This is a genomic window from Chthoniobacter flavus Ellin428 (genome assembly GCF_000173075.1).
GTDB lineage: Bacteria > Verrucomicrobiota > Verrucomicrobiia > Chthoniobacterales > Chthoniobacteraceae > Chthoniobacter > Chthoniobacter flavus.
This window is the reverse complement of the sequence record NZ_ABVL01000011.1, coordinates 76,115-100,036: the sequence shown is the minus strand read 5'-3', so window position 1 is coordinate 100,036 and position 23,922 is coordinate 76,115. Positions and strand designations below refer to the sequence as shown.

Annotated in this window: 22 protein-coding genes and 1 tRNA gene; 6 read left to right on the top strand and 17 right to left on the bottom strand. The window is 59.7% G+C overall.

Going from position 1 to position 23,922, the window contains the following annotated elements; all coding sequences use genetic code 11:
• Positions 1 to 112: 112 nt before the first annotated feature.
• The 3 genes from CFE428DRAFT_RS18210 to CFE428DRAFT_RS18200 form a co-directional block, all read right to left on the bottom strand.
• Positions 113 to 1,852 (bottom strand): SulP family inorganic anion transporter, encoded by a 1,740-nt coding sequence (locus CFE428DRAFT_RS18210; RefSeq protein ID WP_006981093.1) that lies wholly within the window; start codon positions 1,850 to 1,852, stop codon positions 113 to 115.
• 36 nt (positions 1,853 to 1,888) lie between these two features.
• Positions 1,889 to 2,281 (bottom strand): YidH family protein, encoded by a 393-nt coding sequence (locus CFE428DRAFT_RS37515; protein ID WP_006981092.1) that lies wholly within the window; start codon positions 2,279 to 2,281, stop codon positions 1,889 to 1,891.
• A gap of 355 nt (positions 2,282 to 2,636) precedes the next feature.
• Positions 2,637 to 3,005: an MGMT family protein gene (locus CFE428DRAFT_RS18200; protein ID WP_006981091.1), complete on the bottom strand. Its 369-nt coding sequence runs from the start codon at positions 3,003 to 3,005 to the stop codon at positions 2,637 to 2,639.
• A gap of 227 nt (positions 3,006 to 3,232) precedes the next feature.
• Here CFE428DRAFT_RS18200 and CFE428DRAFT_RS38455 point away from each other — a divergent pair, with 227 nt between their 5' ends.
• Together CFE428DRAFT_RS38455 and CFE428DRAFT_RS18195 are read left to right on the top strand one after the other, a co-directional pair.
• Positions 3,233 to 3,394 carry a hypothetical protein gene (locus CFE428DRAFT_RS38455; RefSeq protein ID WP_006981090.1) on the top strand — a complete coding sequence of 54 codons (162 nt, stop codon included), beginning with the start codon at positions 3,233 to 3,235 and terminating at the stop codon, positions 3,392 to 3,394.
• 197 nt (positions 3,395 to 3,591) lie between these two features.
• On the top strand, positions 3,592 to 4,377 hold the full coding sequence (locus CFE428DRAFT_RS18195) for a hypothetical protein (RefSeq protein WP_006981089.1): 786 nt from the start codon (positions 3,592 to 3,594) through the stop codon (positions 4,375 to 4,377).
• A 231-nt stretch (positions 4,378 to 4,608) separates the two neighbouring features.
• Here CFE428DRAFT_RS18195 and CFE428DRAFT_RS18190 read toward each other — a convergent pair whose 3' ends face one another.
• The 7 genes from CFE428DRAFT_RS18190 to CFE428DRAFT_RS18160 all read right to left on the bottom strand — a co-directional run bounded on the left by CFE428DRAFT_RS18190 (position 4,609) and on the right by CFE428DRAFT_RS18160 (position 13,352).
• A complete protein-coding gene (locus tag CFE428DRAFT_RS18190; protein ID WP_006981088.1) occupies positions 4,609 to 5,205 on the bottom strand; it encodes a class I SAM-dependent DNA methyltransferase in 597 nt (198 codons plus the stop codon).
• A gap of 9 nt (positions 5,206 to 5,214) precedes the next feature.
• Positions 5,215 to 7,290, bottom strand: coding sequence for a tRNA guanosine(34) transglycosylase Tgt (gene tgt / locus CFE428DRAFT_RS18185; protein ID WP_006981087.1), 2,076 nt, complete (start codon positions 7,288 to 7,290; stop codon positions 5,215 to 5,217).
• A gap of 414 nt (positions 7,291 to 7,704) precedes the next feature.
• On the bottom strand, positions 7,705 to 9,090 hold the full coding sequence (locus CFE428DRAFT_RS18180; protein WP_006981086.1) for a hypothetical protein: 1,386 nt from the start codon (positions 9,088 to 9,090) through the stop codon (positions 7,705 to 7,707).
• 480 nt (positions 9,091 to 9,570) lie between these two features.
• Positions 9,571 to 9,906 (bottom strand): zinc ribbon domain-containing protein YjdM, encoded by a 336-nt coding sequence (locus CFE428DRAFT_RS18175; RefSeq protein ID WP_006981085.1) that lies wholly within the window; start codon positions 9,904 to 9,906, stop codon positions 9,571 to 9,573.
• A gap of 246 nt (positions 9,907 to 10,152) precedes the next feature.
• Positions 10,153 to 10,449: a response regulator gene (locus CFE428DRAFT_RS18170; protein WP_006981084.1), complete on the bottom strand. Its 297-nt coding sequence runs from the start codon at positions 10,447 to 10,449 to the stop codon at positions 10,153 to 10,155.
• Positions 10,433 to 12,247 carry a SulP family inorganic anion transporter gene (locus CFE428DRAFT_RS18165; protein ID WP_006981083.1) on the bottom strand — a complete coding sequence of 605 codons (1,815 nt, stop codon included), beginning with the start codon at positions 12,245 to 12,247 and terminating at the stop codon, positions 10,433 to 10,435. Before CFE428DRAFT_RS18165 ends, CFE428DRAFT_RS18170 begins: the two co-directional genes overlap by 17 nt.
• Before the next feature lie 58 nt (positions 12,248 to 12,305).
• Entirely contained in the window at positions 12,306 to 13,352 is a 1,047-nt protein-coding gene (locus CFE428DRAFT_RS18160) for an isocitrate/isopropylmalate dehydrogenase family protein (RefSeq protein WP_006981082.1), read from the bottom strand.
• A gap of 165 nt (positions 13,353 to 13,517) precedes the next feature.
• Here CFE428DRAFT_RS18160 and CFE428DRAFT_RS18155 point away from each other — a divergent pair, with 165 nt between their 5' ends.
• Entirely contained in the window at positions 13,518 to 14,114 is a 597-nt protein-coding gene (locus CFE428DRAFT_RS18155; RefSeq protein ID WP_006981081.1) for a hypothetical protein, read from the top strand.
• A 506-nt stretch (positions 14,115 to 14,620) separates the two neighbouring features.
• Here CFE428DRAFT_RS18155 and CFE428DRAFT_RS18145 read toward each other — a convergent pair.
• Positions 14,621 to 15,232, bottom strand: coding sequence for a class I SAM-dependent methyltransferase (locus tag CFE428DRAFT_RS18145; RefSeq protein WP_083805227.1), 612 nt, complete (start codon positions 15,230 to 15,232; stop codon positions 14,621 to 14,623).
• Between the two features lie 180 nt (positions 15,233 to 15,412).
• Here CFE428DRAFT_RS18145 and CFE428DRAFT_RS18140 point away from each other — a divergent pair, with 180 nt between their 5' ends.
• A complete protein-coding gene (locus tag CFE428DRAFT_RS18140) occupies positions 15,413 to 16,813 on the top strand; it encodes a sigma-54-dependent transcriptional regulator (RefSeq protein WP_006981078.1) in 1,401 nt (466 codons plus the stop codon).
• 171 nt (positions 16,814 to 16,984) lie between these two features.
• Here CFE428DRAFT_RS18140 and CFE428DRAFT_RS33945 read toward each other — a convergent pair whose 3' ends face one another.
• The 3 genes from CFE428DRAFT_RS33945 to CFE428DRAFT_RS18125 form a co-directional block, all read right to left on the bottom strand.
• Positions 16,985 to 17,815, bottom strand: coding sequence for a transglutaminase family protein (locus CFE428DRAFT_RS33945; RefSeq protein ID WP_006981077.1), 831 nt, complete (start codon positions 17,813 to 17,815; stop codon positions 16,985 to 16,987).
• Positions 17,816 to 17,955: 140 nt separating this feature from the next.
• Positions 17,956 to 18,315, bottom strand: coding sequence for a hypothetical protein (locus tag CFE428DRAFT_RS18130; RefSeq protein WP_006981076.1), 360 nt, complete (start codon positions 18,313 to 18,315; stop codon positions 17,956 to 17,958).
• Positions 18,312 to 18,530 (bottom strand): hypothetical protein, encoded by a 219-nt coding sequence (locus CFE428DRAFT_RS18125; protein ID WP_006981075.1) that lies wholly within the window; start codon positions 18,528 to 18,530, stop codon positions 18,312 to 18,314. The genes CFE428DRAFT_RS18130 and CFE428DRAFT_RS18125 overlap by 4 nt, the downstream gene beginning before the upstream one ends.
• Positions 18,531 to 18,679: 149 nt before the next feature.
• Between CFE428DRAFT_RS18125 and CFE428DRAFT_RS18120 the strand changes: the two genes are divergently transcribed.
• Positions 18,680 to 19,120 carry a hypothetical protein gene (locus CFE428DRAFT_RS18120; RefSeq protein ID WP_006981074.1) on the top strand — a complete coding sequence of 147 codons (441 nt, stop codon included), beginning with the start codon at positions 18,680 to 18,682 and terminating at the stop codon, positions 19,118 to 19,120.
• Between the two features lie 525 nt (positions 19,121 to 19,645).
• On the opposite strand, the gene CFE428DRAFT_RS18110 is transcribed toward CFE428DRAFT_RS18120, so the two are convergent.
• The 3 genes from CFE428DRAFT_RS18110 to CFE428DRAFT_RS18100 all read right to left on the bottom strand — a co-directional run bounded on the left by CFE428DRAFT_RS18110 (position 19,646) and on the right by CFE428DRAFT_RS18100 (position 22,742).
• A tRNA-Ser gene (locus CFE428DRAFT_RS18110) sits at positions 19,646 to 19,733 on the bottom strand.
• Positions 19,734 to 19,797: 64 nt separating this feature from the next.
• Positions 19,798 to 21,225, bottom strand: coding sequence for a M16 family metallopeptidase (locus CFE428DRAFT_RS18105; RefSeq protein WP_162145282.1), 1,428 nt, complete (start codon positions 21,223 to 21,225; stop codon positions 19,798 to 19,800).
• Positions 21,226 to 21,317: 92 nt separating this feature from the next.
• Positions 21,318 to 22,742: a M16 family metallopeptidase gene (locus tag CFE428DRAFT_RS18100; protein ID WP_202797461.1), complete on the bottom strand. Its 1,425-nt coding sequence runs from the start codon at positions 22,740 to 22,742 to the stop codon at positions 21,318 to 21,320.
• Between the two features lie 165 nt (positions 22,743 to 22,907).
• Here CFE428DRAFT_RS18100 and CFE428DRAFT_RS18095 point away from each other — a divergent pair, with 165 nt between their 5' ends.
• Complete coding sequence (locus tag CFE428DRAFT_RS18095; RefSeq protein ID WP_006981071.1) at positions 22,908 to 23,921, top strand: glycosyltransferase; 1,014 nt, start codon at positions 22,908 to 22,910, stop codon at positions 23,919 to 23,921.
• Position 23,922: the final 1 nt, after the last annotated feature.

The window sequence follows — 23,922 nt, the reverse complement described above, 5'->3', positions numbered from 1 at the left end:
TCGAATAAATTCCTGAATGCAGGCCGCGGCATTGATTTTCGTCCCTTCGCAGCGCCAGCGCCGGCGCTGCATCCATCCTCGGGCGGATCCGCGCATCGAGGTGATCCAACCTCTAGAGCTTTGCGGGAGGGCCCTTGGTCTCGACCTCCAGTCGGTAGGCCTGCAAACATTCGTGCCGCGAATCAAAGAGCCGGTTTTCACCGATCAGTTTGGTCAACCCCATCTGTTCCAGGTCGCCTTGATGTCTCTCCTGAACACGGGCCAGGGCGAGGACGATGCCCGCTTGGGCCAGGTCTTGTTGCAGGTCCGCCAGAGCGCGGCCGGCGGAATAATCGATGCCGGTAATCGCGCCGCAATCGATGACGAACCAGCGCACCGGCGTCGGCGACTCACGGACGATCCCCCGGGCCTGCGCCGCAAAGAATCCCGCGTTGGCGTAGTACAAATCCGAGCCGAACCAAAACATGACCAACCCGGGCTCAATCATCCTGCCCGGCGCTGCCTCCTCCAATCGCCAATGATCGACGTCATCCCGGACGATGACGCCCGCGCGCGGCCGATAACTCCGGCGGACATGTTGCAGCAACGACAGAACCACCGCGAGGATGATCCCATCCTCGACCCCGAAAAGGATCACCGTGGCGGCGGTGGCCAGGGCGACGGCAAACTCCTGCGGCATCTTGCGACGGATATCCGCGAGGCCCCGGTAATCCACGAGTTTGACGCCAACCATGAAGACGATGGCGGAGAGAACCGCGTTGGGGAGGAAACTCAGGGGCTTCGTCAGGAAGAGCAGCACCAGCAACACCACCACCGCGGTGGTGAGGTGCGACCATTGGCTGCGGCCTCCAGCCCCGTCGACCATCGCGGTTTTAGTGGGGCTGCCATTGACGACAAACGTGCTGCTGCAACCAGCGACCACATTGGCCAGCGACAAGCCGACCAGATCGACGTTCTGGTTGAATTGATCCCGGTAACGCAACGCATAAGCGCGGGAGGTAGCCGCGCTTTGCGCCAGGATAACGATGAAACAGGAGAGGGCGATGGGCAGAATCAGCTTCACGTCACCCCAGGTCACCTCCGGTAATCCGAGGTGTGGCAGTCCGCCAGGCACTTCGCCCACGATCTTGATGCCGTTCTCGCCCCAATGAAAATACGCGCTGGCCACCGTCATTCCGATCACCGCCAGCAATGCCCCCGGAAAGCGTGGTGTCAGCACTTCCGATCCCACGATGATCGCCAGCACCGCCAGGGCGATGAACAACGTCGCCTGGTGCATTTCCGGCAGGTGGTCAAATGTGAAGAGCAATTGCTGGACGACTCCGTGCCCGCCCTTCTCGATGCCCAGCATTCCGGGCAATTCGCCGAAGGCCACCTGAACGCCGACGCCGGAAAGAAATCCCACCAGCACGGTGCGCGACAGGAAATCGGCGAGAAATCCCAGCCGCAGAATTCTGGCGAGAAGCAAAACTCCACCAGCCACCATCCCGACCAAACTGGTCAGGGCGACATACCTCGGCGTGTTGGCGGTGAATGACAACGAGACCAACCCAGCCGCCACCATCGCCGCCGTCGCCGAATCGGCGCTGACGACCAGATGTCGCGACGAGCCCAAAACGGCGAACACCAACACCGGCAACAACAGCGTGTAAAGTCCGGTGACCACCGGTGTGCCGATGATCTTGGTATAGCCCATCACTTCCGGGATGCCGAGCGCGGCGAGAGTGATGCCGGCCATAATGTCCGGCCCGAGGCGCGCCTTGTCGAAAGGCAACAGGCCTTGCAGCAGTGGAAAACGCCATCGCTGCGCGGTGGTCGTCCTCTTGTCAGTATTCCTGTCTGTCCGGGGCATGGTGAACTCGGGATCGACCGGCTTTGGCTGGTGCCATCATTGGCGGAGCAGCACCCCCAGCAGGGCGAGAATGCCAAGCACCGCGATGAACGCCGCAGTCGCGCCCGCCAGCGATGGCGGAAGACCCGGGCATTCTTTTCGGATGACCTTCAGCGCGCGGCGATGTTGCAATTCGGACAACAGGAGCGCCGCCAGTCCGCAAACGATCATCAGCAGGCCAATGGCTCGTGGAGTCAGCAACGGCCCGTTTGCGGGATGTTGCTCGCGAACCCACTCAAAGAATTTCGCGATGGCGAAGCCAAATGAAATGAACGACAGCGCTGTGCGTACCCAGCCCATTTGCGTGCGTTCAAAGGCCAGGTAAGTACGTTCGTATGCGAGCCGCACCCGAGGGTCCGCACTGGAAGAGGAAGTGGCGTTCTCGCTCATCGGAAAAGCAGGATCGCGAGGATCTGCGCAGAAAGCCGGTGGGGCTGTGGAAAAACCGGATGGATGCTGGCACCAGCGACCCTTGGCCCGCCGAAACAGGAAGGCGGAAAGGCGGAAAGAAGGGAAAACTTCATATGCCGGCAGGGACAAGCGAAGATGATAAATTTCGCAGAATCGCTCCACAGGCAAAATAGGACCTTTGTCCCATACCTCCTCGATGCCGGTGCCACACGCCCTGCACCCGCCACGCGACCGGGAATTGGTTTCGAGGGTTACTCTCGGGGCGGCGCGGCGGTAGAGCGCAGCGGCTATAGCGCTTTCACTTTGACCGCACCTGTCGCTGTTGCCGGAGTCCTCACTCCTTGCTCCAGCGAATATTCCGTCGGACACCCACGACGTAAAAATGATCGTCCGCATCCTGGATGTAACCCGCGGCATTGATCTTCATTCCTTCGCTCCGCAGACGTTTGCGCTGCAACTTCGCGAGGGTCGCATCCATCCGTGGACTAATCCGCGCATCGGCACTTACCACGCGGTGCCACGGCAACTCCGCCGATTCTTCTTCGGTTAAACGGCTCATCACAAACGCCACATGCCGCGCCATCACATTCATGTGAATGGCAATGCTCCCATAGGTCGTAAATTTGCCCGGCGGGATGAGGCCGACCAGGCGGATGACCTCCGCGCGGATGCGGGCAAACGCTTTGGATTTCGGTTTCGGCATGGATTCATTAGGCGGTTGTTCCTCCGCTGCGCAAGAGCCGGCTCCCGTATCCAGCGACCGTCGTCAGGGTCCCCGCCATTTGTCTCTCAGAGGCTGTGGAATAAAGCGGCAGCGAGATTATTTGGCCCGCGAATCACACAGATGACGCCAATGAAAAATACGCCCATTTGTGTCATTCGCGTAATTCGCGGGCACTTTTTTCACAGTCTCTAAACCTAAATAAAGGAATGAATGGCCGCAAAGAGGCACAAAAAGCGCAAAAGCGGATCTTTGCAAAATACGACAGTTTCGCCCGCCGGGTGTCCATGAGCGCCACCCACTGGGCCGAGGAACATTTTCCTTTTGAGCCCTTTGTGCCTTTTTGCGGCCATTCCCAATCCCGCTTTTAGGCTAAAGGAAGAGCGCGCGCGGAGTTAGAACAACCGTGAGTCCTCGCCCACCAGAAATAGTCTCTCCCGGTTTCCTATCGCGTCGGCAATTTCTGGCCAGAGCGAGCACCGCTGCAGCCGGCTCGATTCTCCTCACCCATTCTCGCGTCCTCGCCAGCCCGGTTCCCTATGACCGGACTCTGCGCGATCGGCTTTGGATGTGGGGTCATGACGCCGGCTCACTCCAGAAAGGCTATGGCATCGGCGGTCCCGACGACATGACGCCCGGAGTGGCCCTCCGCTACATGGGCATTCCGAATGTCTGCATGGTGCGCTTCACCGGCACGCCATTGCCGCCTTTCGACGATTACGTGAAGCAGTTTGCCGACGCCCGCCGACTCACCTGGAGCTTCGTCGATGGGGCTAGGAACTATACCACCGAGCAGAAGCTGCAGCAGGCGCTCGACCTCGCTCGGAAGACGCCCAATCTCGTCGGTCTGGACATGGATGATTTCTTCATCGGCGATGCGACTCCGAAAACGGAAGGCGGGGGAGCCGCGGCCAATCTCACTGTCGCGCAAGTCGAACAGGTGAGAAAGGAACTGACCGTCAATGGCCGCCGGCTCGATCTCTCGCTCGTCGTCTACTCGAACCAGTTGCGCCCGACGATCCGGCGCCACATCGACCTCGTGGATCTCGTCTATTTCTGGACATGGAAGGCGCGGGATTTACCGAAGCTGGAAGATAACTTCGCGGCTTATCAAAAAATCGCTCCCGGCAAGCGCACACTGCTGGGCATCTACATGTGGGACTTCGGCGAAAAGAAAACGATCCCCCTGGGGTTAATGGAGCATCAATGCCGGCTCGGTCTGGAATGGTTGAACCAAGGTAAGATCGAAGGGCTGATCTTTCATTGCACGCCGCTCTGCGGGATGCATCTGGAAGCCGTGGAATGGTCGAAAGACTGGATCGCCCGGCACGGGGACGCAGTGATGCCGGGCTGAAGAATTTTTAAACGCAGAGGTCGCGGAGACGCAGAGAAGAAGTGTGGAGGGGTTGGTGTGGACTAAAAAACCGCGGATGGACTCGAATCAACGCGAATCGGAAAACGCATTCGTCTTCCTACCCATTCGCGTCCATTCGCGGTCAAAAAATCTACGCAGGCGAGCCACATGCTCTGTATCATCGCGCTCGGAGATCGCGATCGACCCAAGCGCCATCCCAAGTTCGCCATACTAGACCTTTTGCGCGATGAGGAAGAGATGCTTTTCGGGTGGCTGATCGTATTCCAAATGCCGGCAGACACAGTCTTCGGCAGCGATGATTTCGAGGGTTTTTGGGGTGCCGAGGACGCTGTAGTAAACGGGTGGTCCCATCGCGGAGTCGCGCTTTTCCTCCGAGGCATCCAGCCCAGCGGTCGTCCAGATGAAAACACCTCCCGGAGCCAAAGCGCGGCAGAGCTTGCGCAGGACATTCTCGCTCTGCGCGAGAGGCACGTGCCAGATGCTGTCCCACGCGGTGATGAAATCATACTGCCTGCTGGGCGCCCACTCACACACATCCTCGTGGTAAAAAGTCACGTGGGGATTCCGCGCCTTCGCGAGGGCAATCATTTGCGCGGAGATATCAAGTCCCTCGACGATGTATCCGTGACTCTCCAGTAACCGAATAAAGCGCCCATTGCATCCGGAACCCACATCCAAAGCCGCACCGCCGCCCGACCGGAAATGGAGAGCATGCTCGTGTTGGCGAATTCCATTGCTCTCGAGATGCGGCTCCAGCCAGCGATGGGCGATGGCGTCGTAGCTTTGGGCAATCTCGGCCGGATGCATGATCGCCGTTCAGGTTGAGATCGAGGGCGAAAGTCGGAATTGGGGGTGACCGAGAATGGCTTGTTCGAACGCCGGTTGCTGATCCGCGGGGACATCGGCGGGGAACTTGGCGCTGGAACGGGTCCACTTGGCCAGCCATTCGGCGCCGAGCAATTCGTAACCAAGGTGCGACAATGTTCGCAACGCGGCCGGGGTGAGGGCGATAGTCGTGTCCGTTTTATCGACGGTGCCGCAGCCGCGCGCGATGTGGAATCCAGAGGCCAGCAGGGCGGCGCGAATCGGCGTCGAGCACGTATAGGTAAAGAGTTCCGCGGCGCGGCCAGCACAGGCGGCGAAAATCTCGCGGAAGGCACTCAGCGTCCATTGGGCGCCGTCGGTCTTGCTGGAGAACATGTCGAAGAAAATGAGATCCGGTGGCGCGGGAGCACGAGAGATGGAAGCGAGGAAATCGCCCTGCACCAGAGTCCAGCTCAAGCCGGGATGTCGCGGCGACTGCCAGCGTCCTTCGTCGAGAATACCGGCGGTGGCCGCGTGGCGCAGGTAGGTGAATTCGCGATTGTGCTGAAAGGCGAGGCGCAGCGGGTCGAGGTCGTTTTCGAAACTAATCAGATGCATGGGCCGGACGGGCCCGGCGGCGGCCTGACTTTCGTAGCAAAGGATCGCGGCCATGGCATTGGCGGCCGCGCCGAGCCCCACATCCCAAATGACCAGTGGCTCGGGGCTCGCGCCGGTGTTCTCTTCCGCGGAAATCTGCAGGCGCGCGGCGAGGTCCGACTGTTCGATGTAGAGGCGATGCGCCTCGACCATCGGCGGCGTGCGCGAATGCATGATCTCGCCCGAGGAAATCTGCCGGATGCTGCAGAAACCTTCCGGTGCGCGATGCACCTCGTAGTTCCCCCGGTGGAAGGCCATTTGGCGTCGCGGCTTCTGCTTCTTGATGGGATGGTCCGCGTCCGGCTCATGCAGAAAGGCGCGCTTTTCCCGGTAGAGGGCGAGAAAGCGATCCTCAAAGATGCTCTGCCGGATGTCGCGCATGAGCTGGTGGTAAAAGTAAATATTGTGCTGCCCGATGAGCTGCCAGCCGAGGTGCTCGCCCGTCTTTGTAAGATGATGCAGGTAGGCGCGCGAAAAGTGGGTGCAGGTAGGGCAATGGCAGAGGGGATCGAGAGGAGCCTCGGCGAATTTGTAAACGCCCCGCCGCAATTGCAGAAAGCCGCGCGACGTAAAGGCGCCGCCGCGCTGCGCCACCTGCGTGGGGATAATGCAGTCGAACATGTCCACGCCTCGATGGACCGCTTCGAGGATGTCGAGGGGCGTGCCCACGCCCATGAGATAGCGCGGGCGATCTTGCGGCAGAAATTGTGTGGTTAGTTCGCAGGTGTCCTGTCGTTCACTCCGGCTTTCACCGACCGCGAGTCCGCCGATGGCAAAACCATCGAAGGGCATCTCGCACAAACCGGCCGCGCTCTCGCGGCGCAGCTCGGGGAAGAGCGCCCCCTGGACGATGGCAAAGAGGGCCTGGGGCGAATCTCCGCGAGCCTCCAGGCTGCGTGCCGCCCACCGCTGTGTGATCCCAAGTGCGGCCCGCGCCGTGGCCGCATCCGCGGTGGAGGGGATGCATTGATCGAGCGCCATCATGATGTCGCTCCCGATGGCTTTCTGCGTCTCGATGCTGAGCTCCGGGCTGAGCAGGATGGTCCGTCCATCGAGATAGCTCTTGAACGCCGCCCCCTCCTCAGTCATCGCCCGCGAGTGCGGCAGCGAGAAAATCTGGAAGCCGCCGGAATCGGTGAGCACCGAGTGTCTCCAACTCATGAACTCGTGGATGCCGCCGATGCGGCGGAAGACTTCCGGCCCCGGTCGAAGCAGCAGGTGATAGGTATTGGCCAGGAGGATTTGCGAGCCCGCGTCTTCGAGCGACTGCGTGAGCTGCCCCTTGACGGTTGCCTGCGTGCCGACCGGCATGAAGAGCGGCGTCAGGACATGGCTGTGCGCGGTCCGGAAGGTGCCGGCTCGGGCGCTGGAGCCAGTGGCGTGCGCCTCGACGTGGAAATTCAGACGGCCGTGGCTCAAGGACGTGTCCACCCACGGCAGCCCAGTCGATCGAATTCCATGTGCCAGCAAGGGGCGATACAAGCAGGTAGCGGGGTCATTTCGAGTCCGCTATTATGAAGCATCCTTGGGCATCGGCAATCCGCAAACTAAAGCGCGTGAACGCAGCGCCGGGGATACCGATCTTCGAGCGGCATGATAAAACGACGCGCCGGAGGCGTTCCTTTCGTAATCTTTAATCGTTAATCTTAATCCTTAATCGCCATTACGAGTGGGAGGATTAAGGATTAAGGATTAACGATTAACGATTAAAAATTAAGGATTAAGGAATGAAGCGAGCCGCCGCACGCGAGTGGGTTACCCATCGCGCTCGGAGACCGCGATCCACCCGGACGCCATACCGGTTCGCTCGGTTTTCTGATCCCGTGATGCACCGCTCCAGCGCGGCTATTTCCCCGCCACCGCGGTGATCTCTTGCTTCAGCGGCTCGAGGATGAAAAGTCGCACGGCTTTCTGCACGGTCTCGCCATGACGCGGGAGGTGAAGGCCGTTCACGGTTTGTTCGAGTTGGCCGAACCTGGTGCGGGCGGATTCGATGGCGGGCGGCTGCCCGCGCAGATCCCGCCGCAGGTTGGTAATCTCGTTAAAGAGCGCATTCCCGAGGTCTCCGAGAAGATTGACCACGCTCGGCGTCTGCACGGCCTCATGCTTTCCATACGACATCTCGTAGGGAAAGATCGCCGAGAGTTGCTTCTTGTCGCCGAGGAATTTCGCGGCCGCGCCCGCATCCGCCTTCAGGGCAGAGAGTCTCATGAGCAGCGAGCCGTAGGCCTTCTGGTCATCAAATTGTTCAGGGCCTGTGCCGGTGAAGGCGATCTTCTTCTCCCCGCCGCCACCGGTCTTCTCCGGAACCGGCGCATAATGAAACCACTCTGTGTCGGCCTTTTTGTCCGAAGCCGCTTGTGCGGCCGTTGCGAGGAGAGTCCACGCGGTGTTCACCGCCTCGGTCGTGGTCTTGTCGTCCGGATTCGGCTTATGATCCTGGAATGGCTTGATCTTGTAGACGTCATACGTCTGCTCGAACTTCTGGCGGACTCCGCCCAACAGCCCGGCGATGACTTGCGCCGGCTGCCCCTTAAGCATCAAATCCGGATGCTTGCTGAGCGCACGATTGATCAAGCCGGTCATGTACGGGACCATCGTCTTCTCCCAGTATTTGCCTGCCGGGGTCGTGGCGCCGCCCTCATTTCCCTCCTCGTCGTCATCATCATCCTGGGTCTTTTCCGTGTGGAGATCAGCCTTGAATTGTTCCCAATCCTTTTCCACATGCACGACCTTCTCGACGGTGGTCGGGTTCAGGATGAAGGATCCCTCCGGGACTTCTTCGATCAGGGCCGTCACGCGGTCCCGGATGCCCTTGAGCCGATCCCTGAACGCCTTTTCCGACGCCCCGCTCTGCGTGTCGTTTTTGACCCGATCCGCCCAGCCGGTGGTGAGCTTCGTCAGCCGCTTGCGCAGATCGGCGATGACTGGCCCGTTCTTCAAGATATTTATCCCGACCTGCACCGCCTCCTTCTGCTCGGTGACCAGCTTGAGCAACTTGGCGTAATACTTGTCCTTCGAATGCTTGGTCTTTAAGGCCTGCTCGTAGATGCCAATCTTGGCGAGGAGGTGGGTCGCCGCCGCTTCATCCTTCGTCTTGTGGAAGAGCGTGAGCTCCTTGCCCATGCTGACTTTTTCGGTCAGGCTGCCGGTGAGGCCGGTCTTGTCCCGTGCTTTCGACCATTCTTTTTCGGTGAGGACTCCATCAAAGGGTTCGGCAGAGGAAGGCATGAGGGAGTTGTAGCGGAATTAGCGCCAGCAGATAAAGTGAAAATACGGGGATCAACTCTGCTGACAGAGATCTCGCCACGGCAAGCGGGCAGCGTGCCGGCTCCAGCCAACGAAGCCGCGCGCCAATTCGCCACGCAAAACCCCTTCTCTCGGCGCCGCAACCATACCGCGACCAGCATCTCTGATGTGCTCACTACCAGCCAATGGCGAAACAGCGCACTCTACAATGAAGCCGATCGCCGCGTCGGCCAAAGAGATGGCCTGGCCGTGGATATCCTGGTCGGGGACCGCTGCTGGCTTTCGCTCGTCGCCACGCGCAGCCGCTGGGCTTTACCGGAATTGAAAGAAACCAGTTCACCCTGCTGGCGCCCCACGTTCGCGCCGTCTGGAAGCGATTGTACGCGGCGGAACGCCCGATGGCCGCAGGCCCCGGGGTGGAATGCCTGCGCACTGACGATCGAGAACGGCCGGGGAGTTCGTTCAGGCCTTTTTCACGAAGCAAGCCTTCAGGAAGAGGGCGCTCCCGTCGATCTTGCAGGAGATCTCGTGATCGCCATCCACGAGGCGGATCCCTTTCGCCTTCGTTCCGCCCTTGATGACTTGCGACGATCCCTTGAGCTTCAAATCTTTGATCAAGGTCACCGAATCCCCATCCGCCAGCACTGTTCCATAGGCGTCCTTCACGACTCGCGGGCCGGCGAATTCCTCCGGCTTGGTTTCATGTGCCCACTCATGTCCGCACGTCAGGCACTCCCAATGATCGGGGTGCTCCAAAACGTCGTTCATTTCGCACATGGGACAGGCGGGGTTACTCATGAAAACGAGCGTAGCATCGCGAGACGCCGATGCTCAACGGCTGGTTTGTCGCGGTTCCGGTAATCTGGTGAAACAAACTGGTTTCGGCCTAATAATTGCCCTCCGCAATATGTGCCATGCGGGCGTTCGGGCGACTTAGAGACTGTGAAAGAAATCGCCAGCGAGGTCTCGGGCCCGCGAATCACACAGATGACGCGAATGAAAAACACTCCATTCGTGTCATTCGCGTGATTCGCGGGCCCTTTTTCACAGTCTCTTAGGTTCATTGTCGTGAGCCCCTTTGGTTTCCCCAAGAGTTTCCATACATTGGCGCAGGTCCGAAAGTTCCAGCGGTTTCTTTAGGATGCCTTTAACCCCAAGCTGTTCGTAACCCGGAACCAAATCGTTGTTCATATTCGTCAGGAAAACAATGATTCCCGCCGGGTAACGGATGGATCGCAGCTTCGTAACGAGATCGATTCCACCCATGGCCGGCGTGTCACCATCGGCTATGATCAAGTCAAAGGGTTCCTGGCCCGGTTTGCCATCACGGTTTTTGGCCACCGTTATCGCCCTGCGAGATCGGCTTGAGGAATTTGCCAGCACGCTCCGGCGTACCGGCGACCTCCACGCGCACCGCTTCCGGCGCTTTCCTTTCGGGATGCAACGGAGCACTGGACGGCACCGACGAAAGCGCAAGAATCTCCCGCGCACGCTGCAGCGACGCTTCGATATGGGGACAGACGTTTTCCTCACCCATCTGGTCGATGAATCCTGCTTTGATCATCGTTGCGTAAGGTTGGGTGTGTGGGGCGCTGAGGATCAAATACTGGCCTCGCTTGTGCATCTTCTCGTAGAGATCTTCCAGCGCGTTGAGGCCGGTCGCATCCATGGCCAGCACCTTGCGCATGCGGAGGATGAGAATCTTGGGCTCCTGCCGCGCCTGCTTGAGCGCAGTTTCCAGCTTGTCCGCCGTGCCGAAAAAGAACGCGCCGAATACCCGGAAAACGAGCACCCCATCCGGCACATCCTTGCCCACCAGCGAATGTTGCGAGCCTTCGGTCTCGGTACTTTCATCCACCGCGATGATTTGCGTGGTTTCGGACATGCGCTTGATAAAGAGCACTGCGGCCAGAACCATTCCAACTTCCACCGCTACGGTCAGATCAATCAGCACTGTCAGGCCGAACGCCGCCAAGAACACCGCCGCGTCACTTCTTGGCCATCTGGGCAATCGGGCAAAGTGGTGCCACTCACCCATATTGAAAGCCACTACGACCAGCACAGCGCTGAGGGTCGCCAGCGGGATGAATTTAGCCAGGGGCGCCGCGACCAGAAGGATGACCAGCAAAGTGACGGCGTGAGTCATTCCGGCAACCGGGCTGCGTCCGCCGTTCTTCACGTTGGTCGCCGTCCGAGCGATGGCGCCGGTCGCGGCGATGCCTCCGAAAAGCGGGCTGAAAATGTTGGCCACCCCCTGCGCGATCAACTCTTGATTGGAGTCGTGCCGGTCATCGATCATTCCATCGGCAACCACGGCGGACAGGAGCGATTCGATTGCCGACAGCAATGCGATGGTCAACGCTGGTTGGAAGAGGTTGTGGATGTTTTGCCAGGATAGGTCAGGCAATTGCATCTTCGGAAGCCCCTGAGGAATCCCGCCGAAGCGCGTGCCGATGGTCTCCACCGGGATTTGGAAAATCATGACGAGCGTCGTACCGAAGAGCAGCGCGACGATGGATCCGGGAACTCGCCGCGCCCACTTTTTAGGCCACAAGACGATGATCAACAGCGAAGTTACTGCGAGGACCAGCGTAGGCCATTGCAGGGTATTGAAATGCTCGCCAAGCACTCTGACCTTTTCCACGAATTCCGCCGGCACCTTCTCAACGGTCAGTCCGCAGAAGTCTTTGATCTGCGTGCTGAAGATCAGCACCGCGATACCCGAGGTGAATCCGATCGTGACCGGATACGGGATGAACTTGATCGCCGCACCGAGCCCGGTGAAACCCATCGCCAGCAACATAAAGCCGGCCATGATCGTACAGATGCCCAGATTGGTGACGCCGTATTTGGCGATGATCCCATAAACGATCACGACGAAGGCACCCGTCGGTCCGCCGATCTGCACTCGCGAACCTCCGAGCGCGGAAATGATGAAGCCAGCGATAACGGCGGTAAAAATGCCGGCCTCCGGTTTGACTCCGGAAGCAATGGCGAAAGCCATCGCCAGCGGAAGCGCGACGATTCCCACTGTGAGGCCCGCCACCAAATCGGCGAAGAGCTGTTCGGAGGTGTATCCGCGGAGGCAATCGAGGAGTTTCGGACGAAAGATCGGTCTTTTGGCAGTGAGCGAATTCACGATTGAGGACAGGATTCAGACCTTTGGTTTGGTGTGCCCATGCGGGTTGGCTCAAAGCTCACCAGGGCGATTCACTCACGGCCAAACTGGGCAGGAGCGATTCCTTCGCGGGCTCGTGCAACGCCTCGATCACGGCATTGGTGAAGCTTGTGGTCGTTCCGTTGCCGCCGAGATCTCCGGTCGTTGCTTCACGGTGTCCTATGACGGAACGGACAGCTTGCTCGATCCGATTGGCCTCTCTATGCAAATTTACATGCCGCAGCAAAAGCACACCGCTTAAAATCAGCGCGGCCGGATTTGCGATTCCTTGCCCAGCAATGTCGGGCGCACTGCCATGCACCGCCTCGAACATCGCGCATTCCGCGCCGATGTTGGCGCTGGGGGCCAAGCCCAACCCTCCGATCAGACCGGCGCATAGATCGCTGACGATGTCTCCGTAAAGATTTTGGAAAAGGAGGACATCAAACTGTTGCGGGTCGAGCACCAACTGCAGGCAGCAGTTATCGACGAGAATCTCGCGATAGGAGACAGCCGGATATTTCCTGGCAACCTCACGGCAGCATTGCAGAAAGAGGCCATCGGCTTTCTTCATGATGTTCGCTTTGTGCGCGACCGCCAGTGTGCGGCGAGGACGGTGGCTGGCCGCGCGGAAGGCGTATTCGGCGATCCGCATCGATGCTGCCGCGGTAACGATTTTAACCGCCTCTACCTTTCCCTGACCGCGATCATGCTCGATACCAGTGTATGCCCCTTCGGTGTTCTCCCGAACGATTAAAAGCTCCACGCCGTCCCATCGGCTCTCGACCCCAGCGAATGATTTGCACGGCCGCACATTCGCATAGAGACCGAGCGCGGAGCGGAGAGTTACATTAATGGAACGCGGACCTTCTGCGATCGGAGTGGCAAGAGGCCCTTTGATCATCAACCGATGTTTCCGGGCACTCTCCACGATCGCTTTAAGGGTGCTCCGATCATCCGTGGGGGAATTGTAGGGGTCCCAAGTGATCGGCACCGACGCCGCTTGGAAAACTTTGACGAGGGCGGATGCAATTTCCGGCCCGATGCCGTCTCCGGGCACGAGCGTCACAATGAAGTGTGGTTTCATACGGAGTTTAGTCTCCAAATGTGATGTCGGCCGCGCGGACCACCTGGACCATTTGCTGTCCAGTCGCACGCAGCGCAAGCGATGCATGCTGGTCCGTTGTCAGTGCCTCGCCTCCGTCGTTAATAGCGATTCGTTTCCGGTTCATCAGCGTGAACGAAGGGATTCATGAGCACCGCTCGACGAATGCCGCTCAACGCGTTTCGGGGATTTGGTCTTTTTGCTTCCAGCCCCCGTCCTGGCCGGTGGTGCAGCGGTCTCCGGCGACCGCTCTTCCGCCGGATAAATGAATACGCCGCAATTGTCGCAGACGCTAAAATCGTCCGGGATGCGGAGAAGTTCAGCCACGCGCCCCCGAGGCAGCGCCAGATGACAAGCACCACAAATGCCTCGATTGACAGGTGCGATACTCAGTTTGCCGCGAGCGGTGAAAGAGTCGTGATGAGCGAGAATGGAAGTCGGCAGCAGGTCACGCAGGGCTTCAATCTCAGCGGCGAGCGATTTGCCTTCATTGCTGCGTTCTTTGAATTGGCGTCGCGCCCTCTCAAGTTGGGTGAGTTGCCGAAGCCGGGGCATGATATTGTGCGCTTGATTCATTGCGCTTCCGCTGTTTGCATCCGCCGTGCCACGGAATCCTTCCAAAGGTTTAAAATGTTGCCGCTGTGGCAATTACAATGTTTCCAACACCGGGGAGCGATTGCAAAAGAATGGGAGAAAGCGCAAATATTGCGCTCCAGATCAAGATACGTGCAGCCCATCTCGTAAAGCGTGTGGCGCAGGCGTGCACAAGATGGGTACGCTGAGAAGGAAGTCCTTGTGCGAACTGGCGAAAGCGTCTCCGAGGCTGAGAGACTGTGAAAAGTGCCCGCGAATTACGCGAATGACACAAATGGGCGTATTTTTCGTTGGCGTCATCTGTGTGATTCGCGGGCCAAATAATCTCGCTGCTGCTTTATTTCACAGTCTCTGAGAGAAACAGCAAAGAAAGACCGTCTCACGCGGGCGAATACACGGACCATGCGGTCAGAAGAGTCGTGATCTAAAATTGGCTCGTGGAATATTTCAGAGCGGTTGCGTGAAGATCACCTTCCCAAACGCATCGTAGACTACAAGCACCGCGTCCTTGCCCTTCGCCACTTCTCGCGCTGCGTCGATTGCTTCTAGCATATCCCCGCATTCTCTGGTCGTTTTCTCTCCCTCGACGTGGAGCCGGACGCCCCCCTCAATGTCGGAGTAGATGAAGATTCTCACGCGCGCGAGCCGTGAGCCACTCATTCTTTGGTTTTTCGCCAGAATTTGAGTGCGTCGTCAAAATGAGATTCCTCGCACTTGTAGCCAGCGGGTATTTCATCGCAGAGTCCGCAGTAAGTCGCCACGCGAGTTCCCAATGGCACGCGCGCTAATTCCCCAGCCACATGCCGAGTGTATTGATTGTACATTTCCATGGACAACTCCAGCGACGAATCGATCCTTCCCATTTTGAACAGATTCTCCTCGAACGGATTAAACAAATAGTATGCGCCGTAAGCGGAGAAATCGATCGCGGTGACGTTGGTGTGGATAATCTCGGCGTTTGGAATTTGCTCCTGCTTGATGGTGTCGAGCGCCAAACTCGCCAAGTGCTTTCGCTGCTCAACTCCCGTGAAATGCCCCGCGGTTGCAAGCGCGCCGACCATACAGAATTTTCCCGGCCCGCAGCCGATATCGAGTACGCGAGTTCCCGGCTCAGCCACCAGGAATTCGGCCGCCTTTCGGGCGATCACTACCGGCGTCCAATGGCGCGCCGACAACTCCCGAATCCAAGGCGGATAAACCAAATCGAATAGTTCGTCTTCTACGGAGAAAAGGGTCTCAATTTCATCAGGGCCATCAAGGGTACTCACAGTTCGAACCCTTGATCATTATTCGTGCCGCGCCCGCGATCGAAATACATAACATGTTGGCGTATGGCCGGATATACCATGTCACGGCGTACCCAAGAGGCGGAAATGCTTGTCGTGAGATTCGTCTCGGTGCAAAAATTGCACTTGTGATCCGAACAGGGTGCAATAGCGTCGGCCTGAATGGATCCTGCCAAAATTCACATTCTCGTACTGGATCGTGATCCTGCGGCCGCCCGCGCAATTTCCGCCTCGCTACAACCGGTTGGGTATCAAGTTTCAATTGCCTCGAATGAACCGGCGGCGCTCATTCTTGCAGAAGAAAAGCTCTTTAACCTCGTCGTAAAATCCTTCGACGAGCAGCGGATCGACGCCATCGCGTTGATGAACAAAATCCACGGCATTACGCCAGATACTCAATTCATTTTCGTGAGCGAGAAAGGGACGATCGGCACCGCCGTGGATGCGATTCGCAAGGGGGCGTTCGACTATCTCTCGAAGCCGATCAAGGCGGATCAATTGATCGAATCGGTCAGAAAGGCCCTGGAGCACCAGGCGCTTGTCGCGGAGGATCAACGACTCAAGCTCCGGCTGCGCCGGCGTTCGGAGCCGGATATTTTTGCCGGGAAGAGCGCAGCGATGCAGGAGATCAACCGCCTCATTCAGCAAATCAGCCCCACGGATGTCACGGTCCTAATCGAAGGAGAGAGCGGCACGGGAAAAGAAATTGTCGCTCGGGCCATCCACGAAAAGAGCCGCAGGAACGCCCGGCCATTTATCGCCGTCAATTGCGCTGCTTTGCCGGACAACTTGATTGAAGCGGAACTTTTCGGTCATACGCGCGGCGCGTTTACGGGCGCTATCAGTGACCGCCCGGGACGGTTTCAGCTTGCCCACGGCGGAACACTCTTCCTCGATGAAATTGGAGATCTTTCCTCGAAAGGACAGGGCGATTTACTCCGCGTCCTGGAAGATGGCATCTTCCGTCCTGTGGGCAGTCACAAGATCGAACGCGCGGACGCCCGCATCGTCGCTGCGTCCAACAAGAATCTCGAAGCTGAGGGTATTAACGGGAAATTCCGCGAAGATCTGTTCTATCGATTGAACATCGTCACGATTCACATTCCACCCCTTCGCGAGCGCGCCGAGGATATTCCACACCTTGTGCAATCATTCTCGGAGCACTTCTGTGCGAAGCATCGCCGCCGCCAGAAGAGATTCAGCCGCGAAGTGGTCGCTTTCTTTCAGACACTTCGCTGGCCGGGCAATGTGCGGCAATTACGCAACATCATCGAGCGCTTGGTCGTCACCGTGCCACGCAATGTAATCGAAACGGAAGATCTTCCGGCAGCGCTCGTGCAGTCATCGCGGCCGGATCAAGCCTTCACCATTCAGCCCGGTATGTCGCTGGCCCAAGTTGAAGCCGAGTTAATCAGGCAGACACTGCTGAAAGTCACCTCCAATCGAGCGGAAGCTGCCGAACGACTGGGCATCAGTCGACGCGCGCTCCAATACAAGATCGTGCGCTATGGATTGGATCGGTTGCCGAAGACCCAACCGCACCGAGCCGCCGCCGCGACCTGACCTGGCAGTGGGCGAGGCGAAAGCGAAGTAGGCCATCCGAACCAGCAATGCGGGTTTGCTGCCCACGCCCTCCCCTTCGGGGTACTTTCCAACGTGCCCAGCTCGCGGAGGAGATAAGGGGTGGCGCTTGAGCGAGCTTCGGACGCGAATTGCACGTTGAAGGTCGAAGATTCAAATCACCGCTGGTTTAAGCAGATCAATCCAACGCAACACTTTCACAGCAAGGGCGGGGTCGCGGTCCACAGCGATGGAATGAATGTTGGCCAGCATTCGCGTGAGGAACTGCGGCGGCTTAATGGGCTCCAGGTGTCCCGGCGTGAGTGCCAGGTTCAGGCTCGCCAAGCGCTCGCGGCACTCGTCCAGACCAACGCGCCGTCCACCGTTGAAGGGGTCGAAGAACTGTTGGCCGTGGCGAATCAAAAAGTGACCCGGCAAGCCTGCGCCGGAAATTGAAATCCCGGCACGCCGCCCGACAAGGATATAGACCAGCGAAAGGGTAATGGGGATGCCGAGGCGCGTATCCACGATTTCCGGTAAAAGCGAATTGTTGATGTTGTAGTAGTCCGCCTCGTTGCCGCGCAGCCCTACGTCGTGCGCAAGAAACTCGACCAGTGTTTCGATTTCATCGACTGGGCTCTCGGCTTTCTTCAATCGGCGCGCGACTTCCCCTCCCCACTCATCGAGCGCCCGGCGCTGGCCGGCAAAGTCTTCGCCAGCGAGGAAGGTGGCCGCGAGCTTCCAGGCGGCCTCTTCCAAGTCGCCGTCCTGGCCGCAGTGCGCACAGAAGTCCTCGAATATCCCATCGGCTTCCGCAGCCTCGATCTTGGCGATTACATCGCGAAGGTGCCTGACGGCTTCGGCGGGCGCTTCTACGATCCATTGACGCAGTTCGGGGAGGGCTTCGTGACCGCGTCCAATGAGCTGGCCTTTGATGAGCGCCACCGTGTGGGGATCATCATCTTCCGCCAGCAGGCGGATCAGGGCATCGCGTTGCGTGGTCATCCGCGTTCACCTTAAATCCGAAACGGGCCGATGAGCGAGTGAATGATCAGCGACACACACTCACAAACCGCATATCGGCCAGCCGTGAAATCAGAGAAGGCTTCCCCTCCCCCGAGCCCGCCCCGCAGAGACAGGACGTCCTACAGCTGCGTGATCTTGGGGATGAGGCGGTCAAGGAGTTTGCGGGCAGCGTTTTCCAAGGCGGATTTTCCAGCGACGTTTTCTGCCAGGTCGACGGCCACGTCGGTTTGGCGGTCGGTGAGCGGGAGTTTGCCGTCGGTGGCGCGGGCGGCTTTGAGTTCCAGCCGGGAACGGCAGGAGACGAGGTTGGCCCGGCGGCCGGCGAATTCGCTGAAGGCCTCGCCGCTGATCGCTACGTCGGCGACCTTGTTGGTCAGCTTCGGATCGATGACCTCGAAGCCGAGTTGTTGCAGGCTCAGCTTCAGTTCCGCCTCCACGGCCGGATCGATGACCGGATGGCTGAGGTGCTGTTCGGTCACATTGACCGAGAGGTCGGGAGCTTGCGGCCCTGGACCAATTGCTTGAGGCGGGCGATTTGTGCGCCGGGCTCTTCGGCCTTGGCTACGAGGGCGGCGTTTTGTGCGGTGAAAATGGCTTCGATCTTGGGCGCGAGTTCGCCGACCGCCTTGTCCAGGCCGGCGGCATCGTTGTAAGTGACCATCTCGCCGAAGACGCGGCTCGTCTCCGTGCTCATGACTTTGGCGACGAGAAATCTGCCGATACTACACGTCAATCGAGAGAGGCAATTCCGGTCGTCTCAGGTGTTACCACGAGCGCGTAGCGAAGGCGGGGCATTTTCTTTCCAAACCGTCGCTTGTCTCCTACAATAGGCGCGCCCGCCGCATGAACGCTCAATTCCAATTACTCTTCCACGCAGATCATCTGAAATTTGCTCTCATTCGAGAGTTGGACGATTGGCGACGGGAATTCGACAAATTCAGGGAGGCGCTGAGTTTCGCGAAGAGCGAAGGCGCGATTGAACTCCCCTTTCTGGTGCTTGATGAGGGCGATCTTTATTCGGAATCCATCGTCACAGTGGAGCCCAAGAATCGAAATCCCATGATTCACGACTCAGACGAACTCGCCGCGTTTATTGGCAGGACTCTACACACTAGAGACAGTTGCCGCGTGTTCTTCGATGTGCTCCAACGCTGCTGGGATATGCCCCCGCCTCGGCAGGAAAAAGCTGTAAAAGCATTTGCAAACGAGCACGGCTGGGAGGCGAAGATTCACGAACCCGGCGCTTATGGAATCGTTGCGGATTTCACTTCTGCGTCATCTTGAGTCATGCCGTCGGGCAACGCGTGTATGAAGGGCTGAGCCTTTCACTCGCGTAGTCGGGCGCCCTTTTTCGCCACAGCTTTCCGTCGTTCTTCCTCTTCTTTCTTGGCCTGGTGTTTCGATAGCAGCAGGCGCACGCAAACGGGCATCCCCCAAGGGGTCGCGATCCCGTCCGCTCCGCCTCCGGTGCCTCCGGCGGTTTGGAAAAAGGCGCTTCGCGCGGCGGCTCGCCCGAAGTCACCGGCCACCGTGAGCCTCTCGACCGCCGCCTCGGCAGTCGAACTGCAAGTTCTCATCCCCCGGCGGGTCCGCCATCTGCCAGGGGGCCTCGCCGCGGAGCCCAAGCATCCTGGCAGATCGCGGATGGGGGGGGATTGCGGCCACGACCCCGTCCGCTCTGCGGTGTGCGCCTCCGGCGGTTTGGAAATCTTGCGCTTCGCGCAGGGGCAGTCGAACTGCAAGTTCTCATCCCCCCCCATCCGCCATCTGCCAGGGTGCTTGGGCTCCGCGGCGAGGCCCCCTGGCAGATGGCGGATGGGGGGGGATTCGAACCCCCGTTACCTTGCGGTAAACACGCTTTCCAGGCGTGCGCATTCGACCACTCTGCCACCCATCCTTTGGCTGCGGGGCGGCAATAGTGCGGTAAAAGCCGCTTTGTGCAAGTGGATATCGGCGGGGAACTACTTTTTACCGGTGGCGCGCAGGGTCGGCGCGTCGAGGTCGAGTTTGGAGAGGGGGACGACTTCGAGCTTGGGAAAGAGGGCGCGCAGCGGTTTTTCGACGACTTTGCCCTGCCCGGCGACGACGACGTTGCATACATCGGCGGTGAAATGTTTCTCAGCGAAGGCTTGCAGGTCGGCGGGGGTGATCTGGTCGACGTGGTCGACGTAACTCTCGAGGGAATCGAGGGGCAGGCCGTAGAGGGCGAGTTCGCCGACGCGCTTGACGTACCCTTCATTGGTCTCCAGGTCGCGGGAGAACGCGCCGGTGAGGACGTTCTGACGCGTCTTGAGATAATCGACCGGCGCTGGTTCCTTGCTGAGGCGCTCGATCTCGGCCTGGACGACTTTGACGACTTCGGCGGCGGATTCGTTTTTGGTCTGCGCACCGGCGATGAAGAGGCCGCCGTTGCGCCAGGTGGAGAGGCCGCTGCCCGCGCCGTAGCTGAGGCCGCGTTTGACGCGCACTTCCTGGTTGAGCCGCGACGAATAGCCGCCGCCGAGCAAGGCATTGGCGACCTTGCCGGCATACCAGTCAGCCGCTTCGCGCGCGATGCTGGGGGCGGCGACGTAGACGGCAGCCTGGCCGGCATTGGGCATGTCCACGAGAATGGCGCGCGCATGGGGCACGGGCGCGGGCACGGGCTTTTCGGCGGGCTTGGCGGCGCCGTTCCAATCGCCGAAGATTTTTTCGGCCATGGCGAAGGCATTCCCGGCAGTGATGTTGCCGGCGATCACGAGGATGGAATTGCCCGGATGATAGGCGCGGTCGTGCAGGGCGACGACGTCCTTGCGGGTGATGCGGGCGAGGTCGGCCGGCGTGCCATTTTCGGGATGGCCGTAAGGCGCGAGGCCGAGCGTGGCGCGGCTGGCGGAGTACTTGGCCACGTTGCCCGGTTCCTCGAGCGCGAGGAGCAGGTCATCGAGAGTCTCCCGGCGCTGGCGATCGATTTCTTCCTTGGCCAAAGCGGGGTTGCGGACGAGATCGGCCACGATGGCGAGGGCGGGCTCGGCGTTGCTGGAAAGCGCGGTGAGCTTCACTCCGGTGGCATCCCAGGTGCCTTCCGTTTCGATCTTCGCTCCGAGCGCTTCGGTCTCCTCGGCGATCTTTTGCGCGCTGCGCGTGGTGGTCCCGCGCTTGAGCAGAGTGGCGGTGAAATGGGCGAGACCGGCAAGCTTCGCCGGGTCGGATTCCGCGCCGGTCTTGATCAGCAATTGCGCGCTGAGCAGCGGCAGACCGGGGCGCTCGATGACGATGACACGGAGGCCATTGCCCAGCGTCTTTTCCTGCGCGGCAATGATTTTCGCGTGATGCGGCTCACCAGCTTTCGGGAGCCCGGCGACTTCGACTGCGTGAACGGGCAGCACGGCCACAAAAGAGGTAGCCACAAAAAGGCGCAGGAAGCACAAAAGGGAATGATGCGAAGGCCTCGCTGCTTTTGCGCCTTCTGTGTCTTTTCGTGGCCAATCGATGAACGGCTTCATTTCTTCGCTTTGCCTTTCGTCTCTTTGGTCTTCATCGCTTCAGGGAGGTATTCGATCACGAGCTGGTTGGCCGGGGTGAAATACTTTTGCGACACGGCTTGCACCTGTGCCGGGGTCACGGCCTGCAAATCGCCGAGATCGGTATTCACCCGATTCGGGTCGCCGTAAATTGCCGCCGCTTCGCCGAGGGCGCTGGCCTTGCCTTCGAAGGTTTCGCGATCGACGAGCTTGGAAAGCAGGAGCTGATTGCGCGCGATGGTGAGCTCCTCGTCGCTGATCGGTTTCGCGGCGATCTTGGTAATTTCCTCGAAAAGCGCGGCCCTGGCTTTGTCGATCGGGACGCCGCTGGCGAGAATGACTTCGTAAGTGAGCAGGCCGAGATCCGCGCGCAGGTCGGCGGAGTATTCGGCGCTTTGCGCGAGCTGCGTTTCATAGACGAGCTTGCGATACAGCCGCGAGGATTCGCCTCCGCTGAGGACTTGCTCGGCCACGCGCAACGCCGGCGCATCCGCCGAAGTGACGGACGGGCCGAGATAGGTGACGGCGAGCGCGGGCAGCGGGACGCGCGCGTCGTAGGCGATGATCGGTTTCGGATTGTCGCGCGGCGGTTCCTTGGTCGTGACACGCGGGATCGGTGCGTCGGGCTTCGGAATCTTGCCGAAGTATTCGTCGACCCATTTCTGCAACTGCTCGGGCTCGAAGTCGCCGACCACGACGAGCACGGCATTGTCGGGCCGGTAGAAGGTAGTATGAAAGGCGCGCACTTCCTCGAGGTTCGAGGCGTCGAGCTCCTCGATGTTGCCGATGGTCGGGCGCTTGTAGGGATGCTCGGTGAAGGATTTTTTCTGGATGAATTCGCCGAACTCGCCATACGGCTCGGCGAGCACGCGCTGGCGGTACTCCTCTTTCACTACTTCACGTTCGAGGGTGAAGTTGCGCACGTCCACGGTGAGCGCGCTGAGGCGCTCGGCCTCGGCCCAGAGCAGGCGCTCGAGATTGTTCGAGGGCACGGTCTCGTGGAAAACGGTGACGTCGTCCGCGGTGTAGGCGTTGTTCTCGCCGCCGACGTCTTCGGTAAGACGATCGAGAAATTCCGAGGGCATGCGCTTCGTGCTCTTGAACATCATGTGCTCGAAGAGATGCGCGAAGCCGCTGCGTCCGGCCGGGTCGTCCTTCGAGCCCACGCGATACCACATCTGGATGGCGGTGGTCGGGGCGCTGTGATCTTCGAGCCAGATGAATTGCAGCCCATTCGGCAGGGCGCGCTGTTCGAACTTGAGGGGCGGGATACTCTCCGCGGCGCGGCCGATGGCGAGCAGCACGGTGAGAACGAGGAGGGCGGCGAGTCGGGTGGGGCGCAAGGTGGTGGGAAGGGTGGCGGCGACCACAGCGATTGGCAATTCGGAATGCAGGTCTGCCAACGGGGTTAATCGTTTGGCAGCGCTGACCTGTGGGAGAAATTTATCGAATTTAACCCGGTGGCCATCAAGGGAGCGATAGGACGGATAGGATTAATCGGCGGCATGAGATGGCACGGAGCGGAGCATTGCCGAGCGCGGGTCGCGCCTGCTAGGAATGCCCTTCCAATGAAACTCGCTGTCCTCAACCCCCGGGGAAAAGACCCGTCGCAGAACTTCGCCGATGGCGCGGGCGCTCCGAATGAGAAGGCGCATCCGCCGGTGAGCGGCCATGCTTTTGCGGCATGCACGAGCGGCGCGTTTTTTCGCAAGGACCAGGAGATTCCGGCGGACCAAAAGGAGGTGCTGGTGCTATTGCGAGATAACTTGAAGGCGTGCCGTCAGGCGATGGTCGAGTTGCGCGGCACAGGCAAGACCGTGGCGATCGCGTGGAAGGAAGCGGGCACGATGCAAGTCGCCGAGCAATTGGCCAAGCCGGCGACGCTCAAGCTTTTCCAGGAGATCTGCCAGCGCGCGGATGGGGCGATCGCGACGACGCCGGATCTGGTGCCGTTTTTTACGGCGGCCGGGGTGCGGCATGTGGAGTTCATCCCGACGCCGTATCCGCTCGAGGACCCGCGCTGGAATTTCGCCACGCCGATCGAGGAACGCCGTGGGATTTTTGTCGGCACACGGGATTTTCGCACGCCGTCGCGGAATCATCTCGCGGCGTTACTCTCACTGAAGCAACTCGCCGCGTCGATGTACGAGACGGTGACGGTGATCAATGAAAACGGCTGGCGCGGACGCGGGATGCTGGGGCGCCTGGGATACGACGAGCATTTGCTGAAAGTGATCGACGGCCGGCTGCCGTATGCGCGCTATGTGCGACTGATAGGCAAACACAAACTCGTCTGGCAACTGGATGCGAGCGGCGTGCCCGGCCAGGTCGCAGGCGATGCGCTACTGGCGCGCGTGCCCTGTGTGGGCGGGAATGGCGCCACGGAGCGATTGGTGTTCCCGGATCTCTGCGGACACGGACGCGATACCGAGCAGCTTTTCGACATCGCCGCGCGTTTGCTGGAACATCCACACGATGTCGAAGACGTAATGCAACGCGCGGAGGAAGTGGCGAAGGACAAGATCTCATTCACCGCCGGCGCGAAGCGACTGGAGACGTTCTTCCGGCGGATTGGGCGATAGG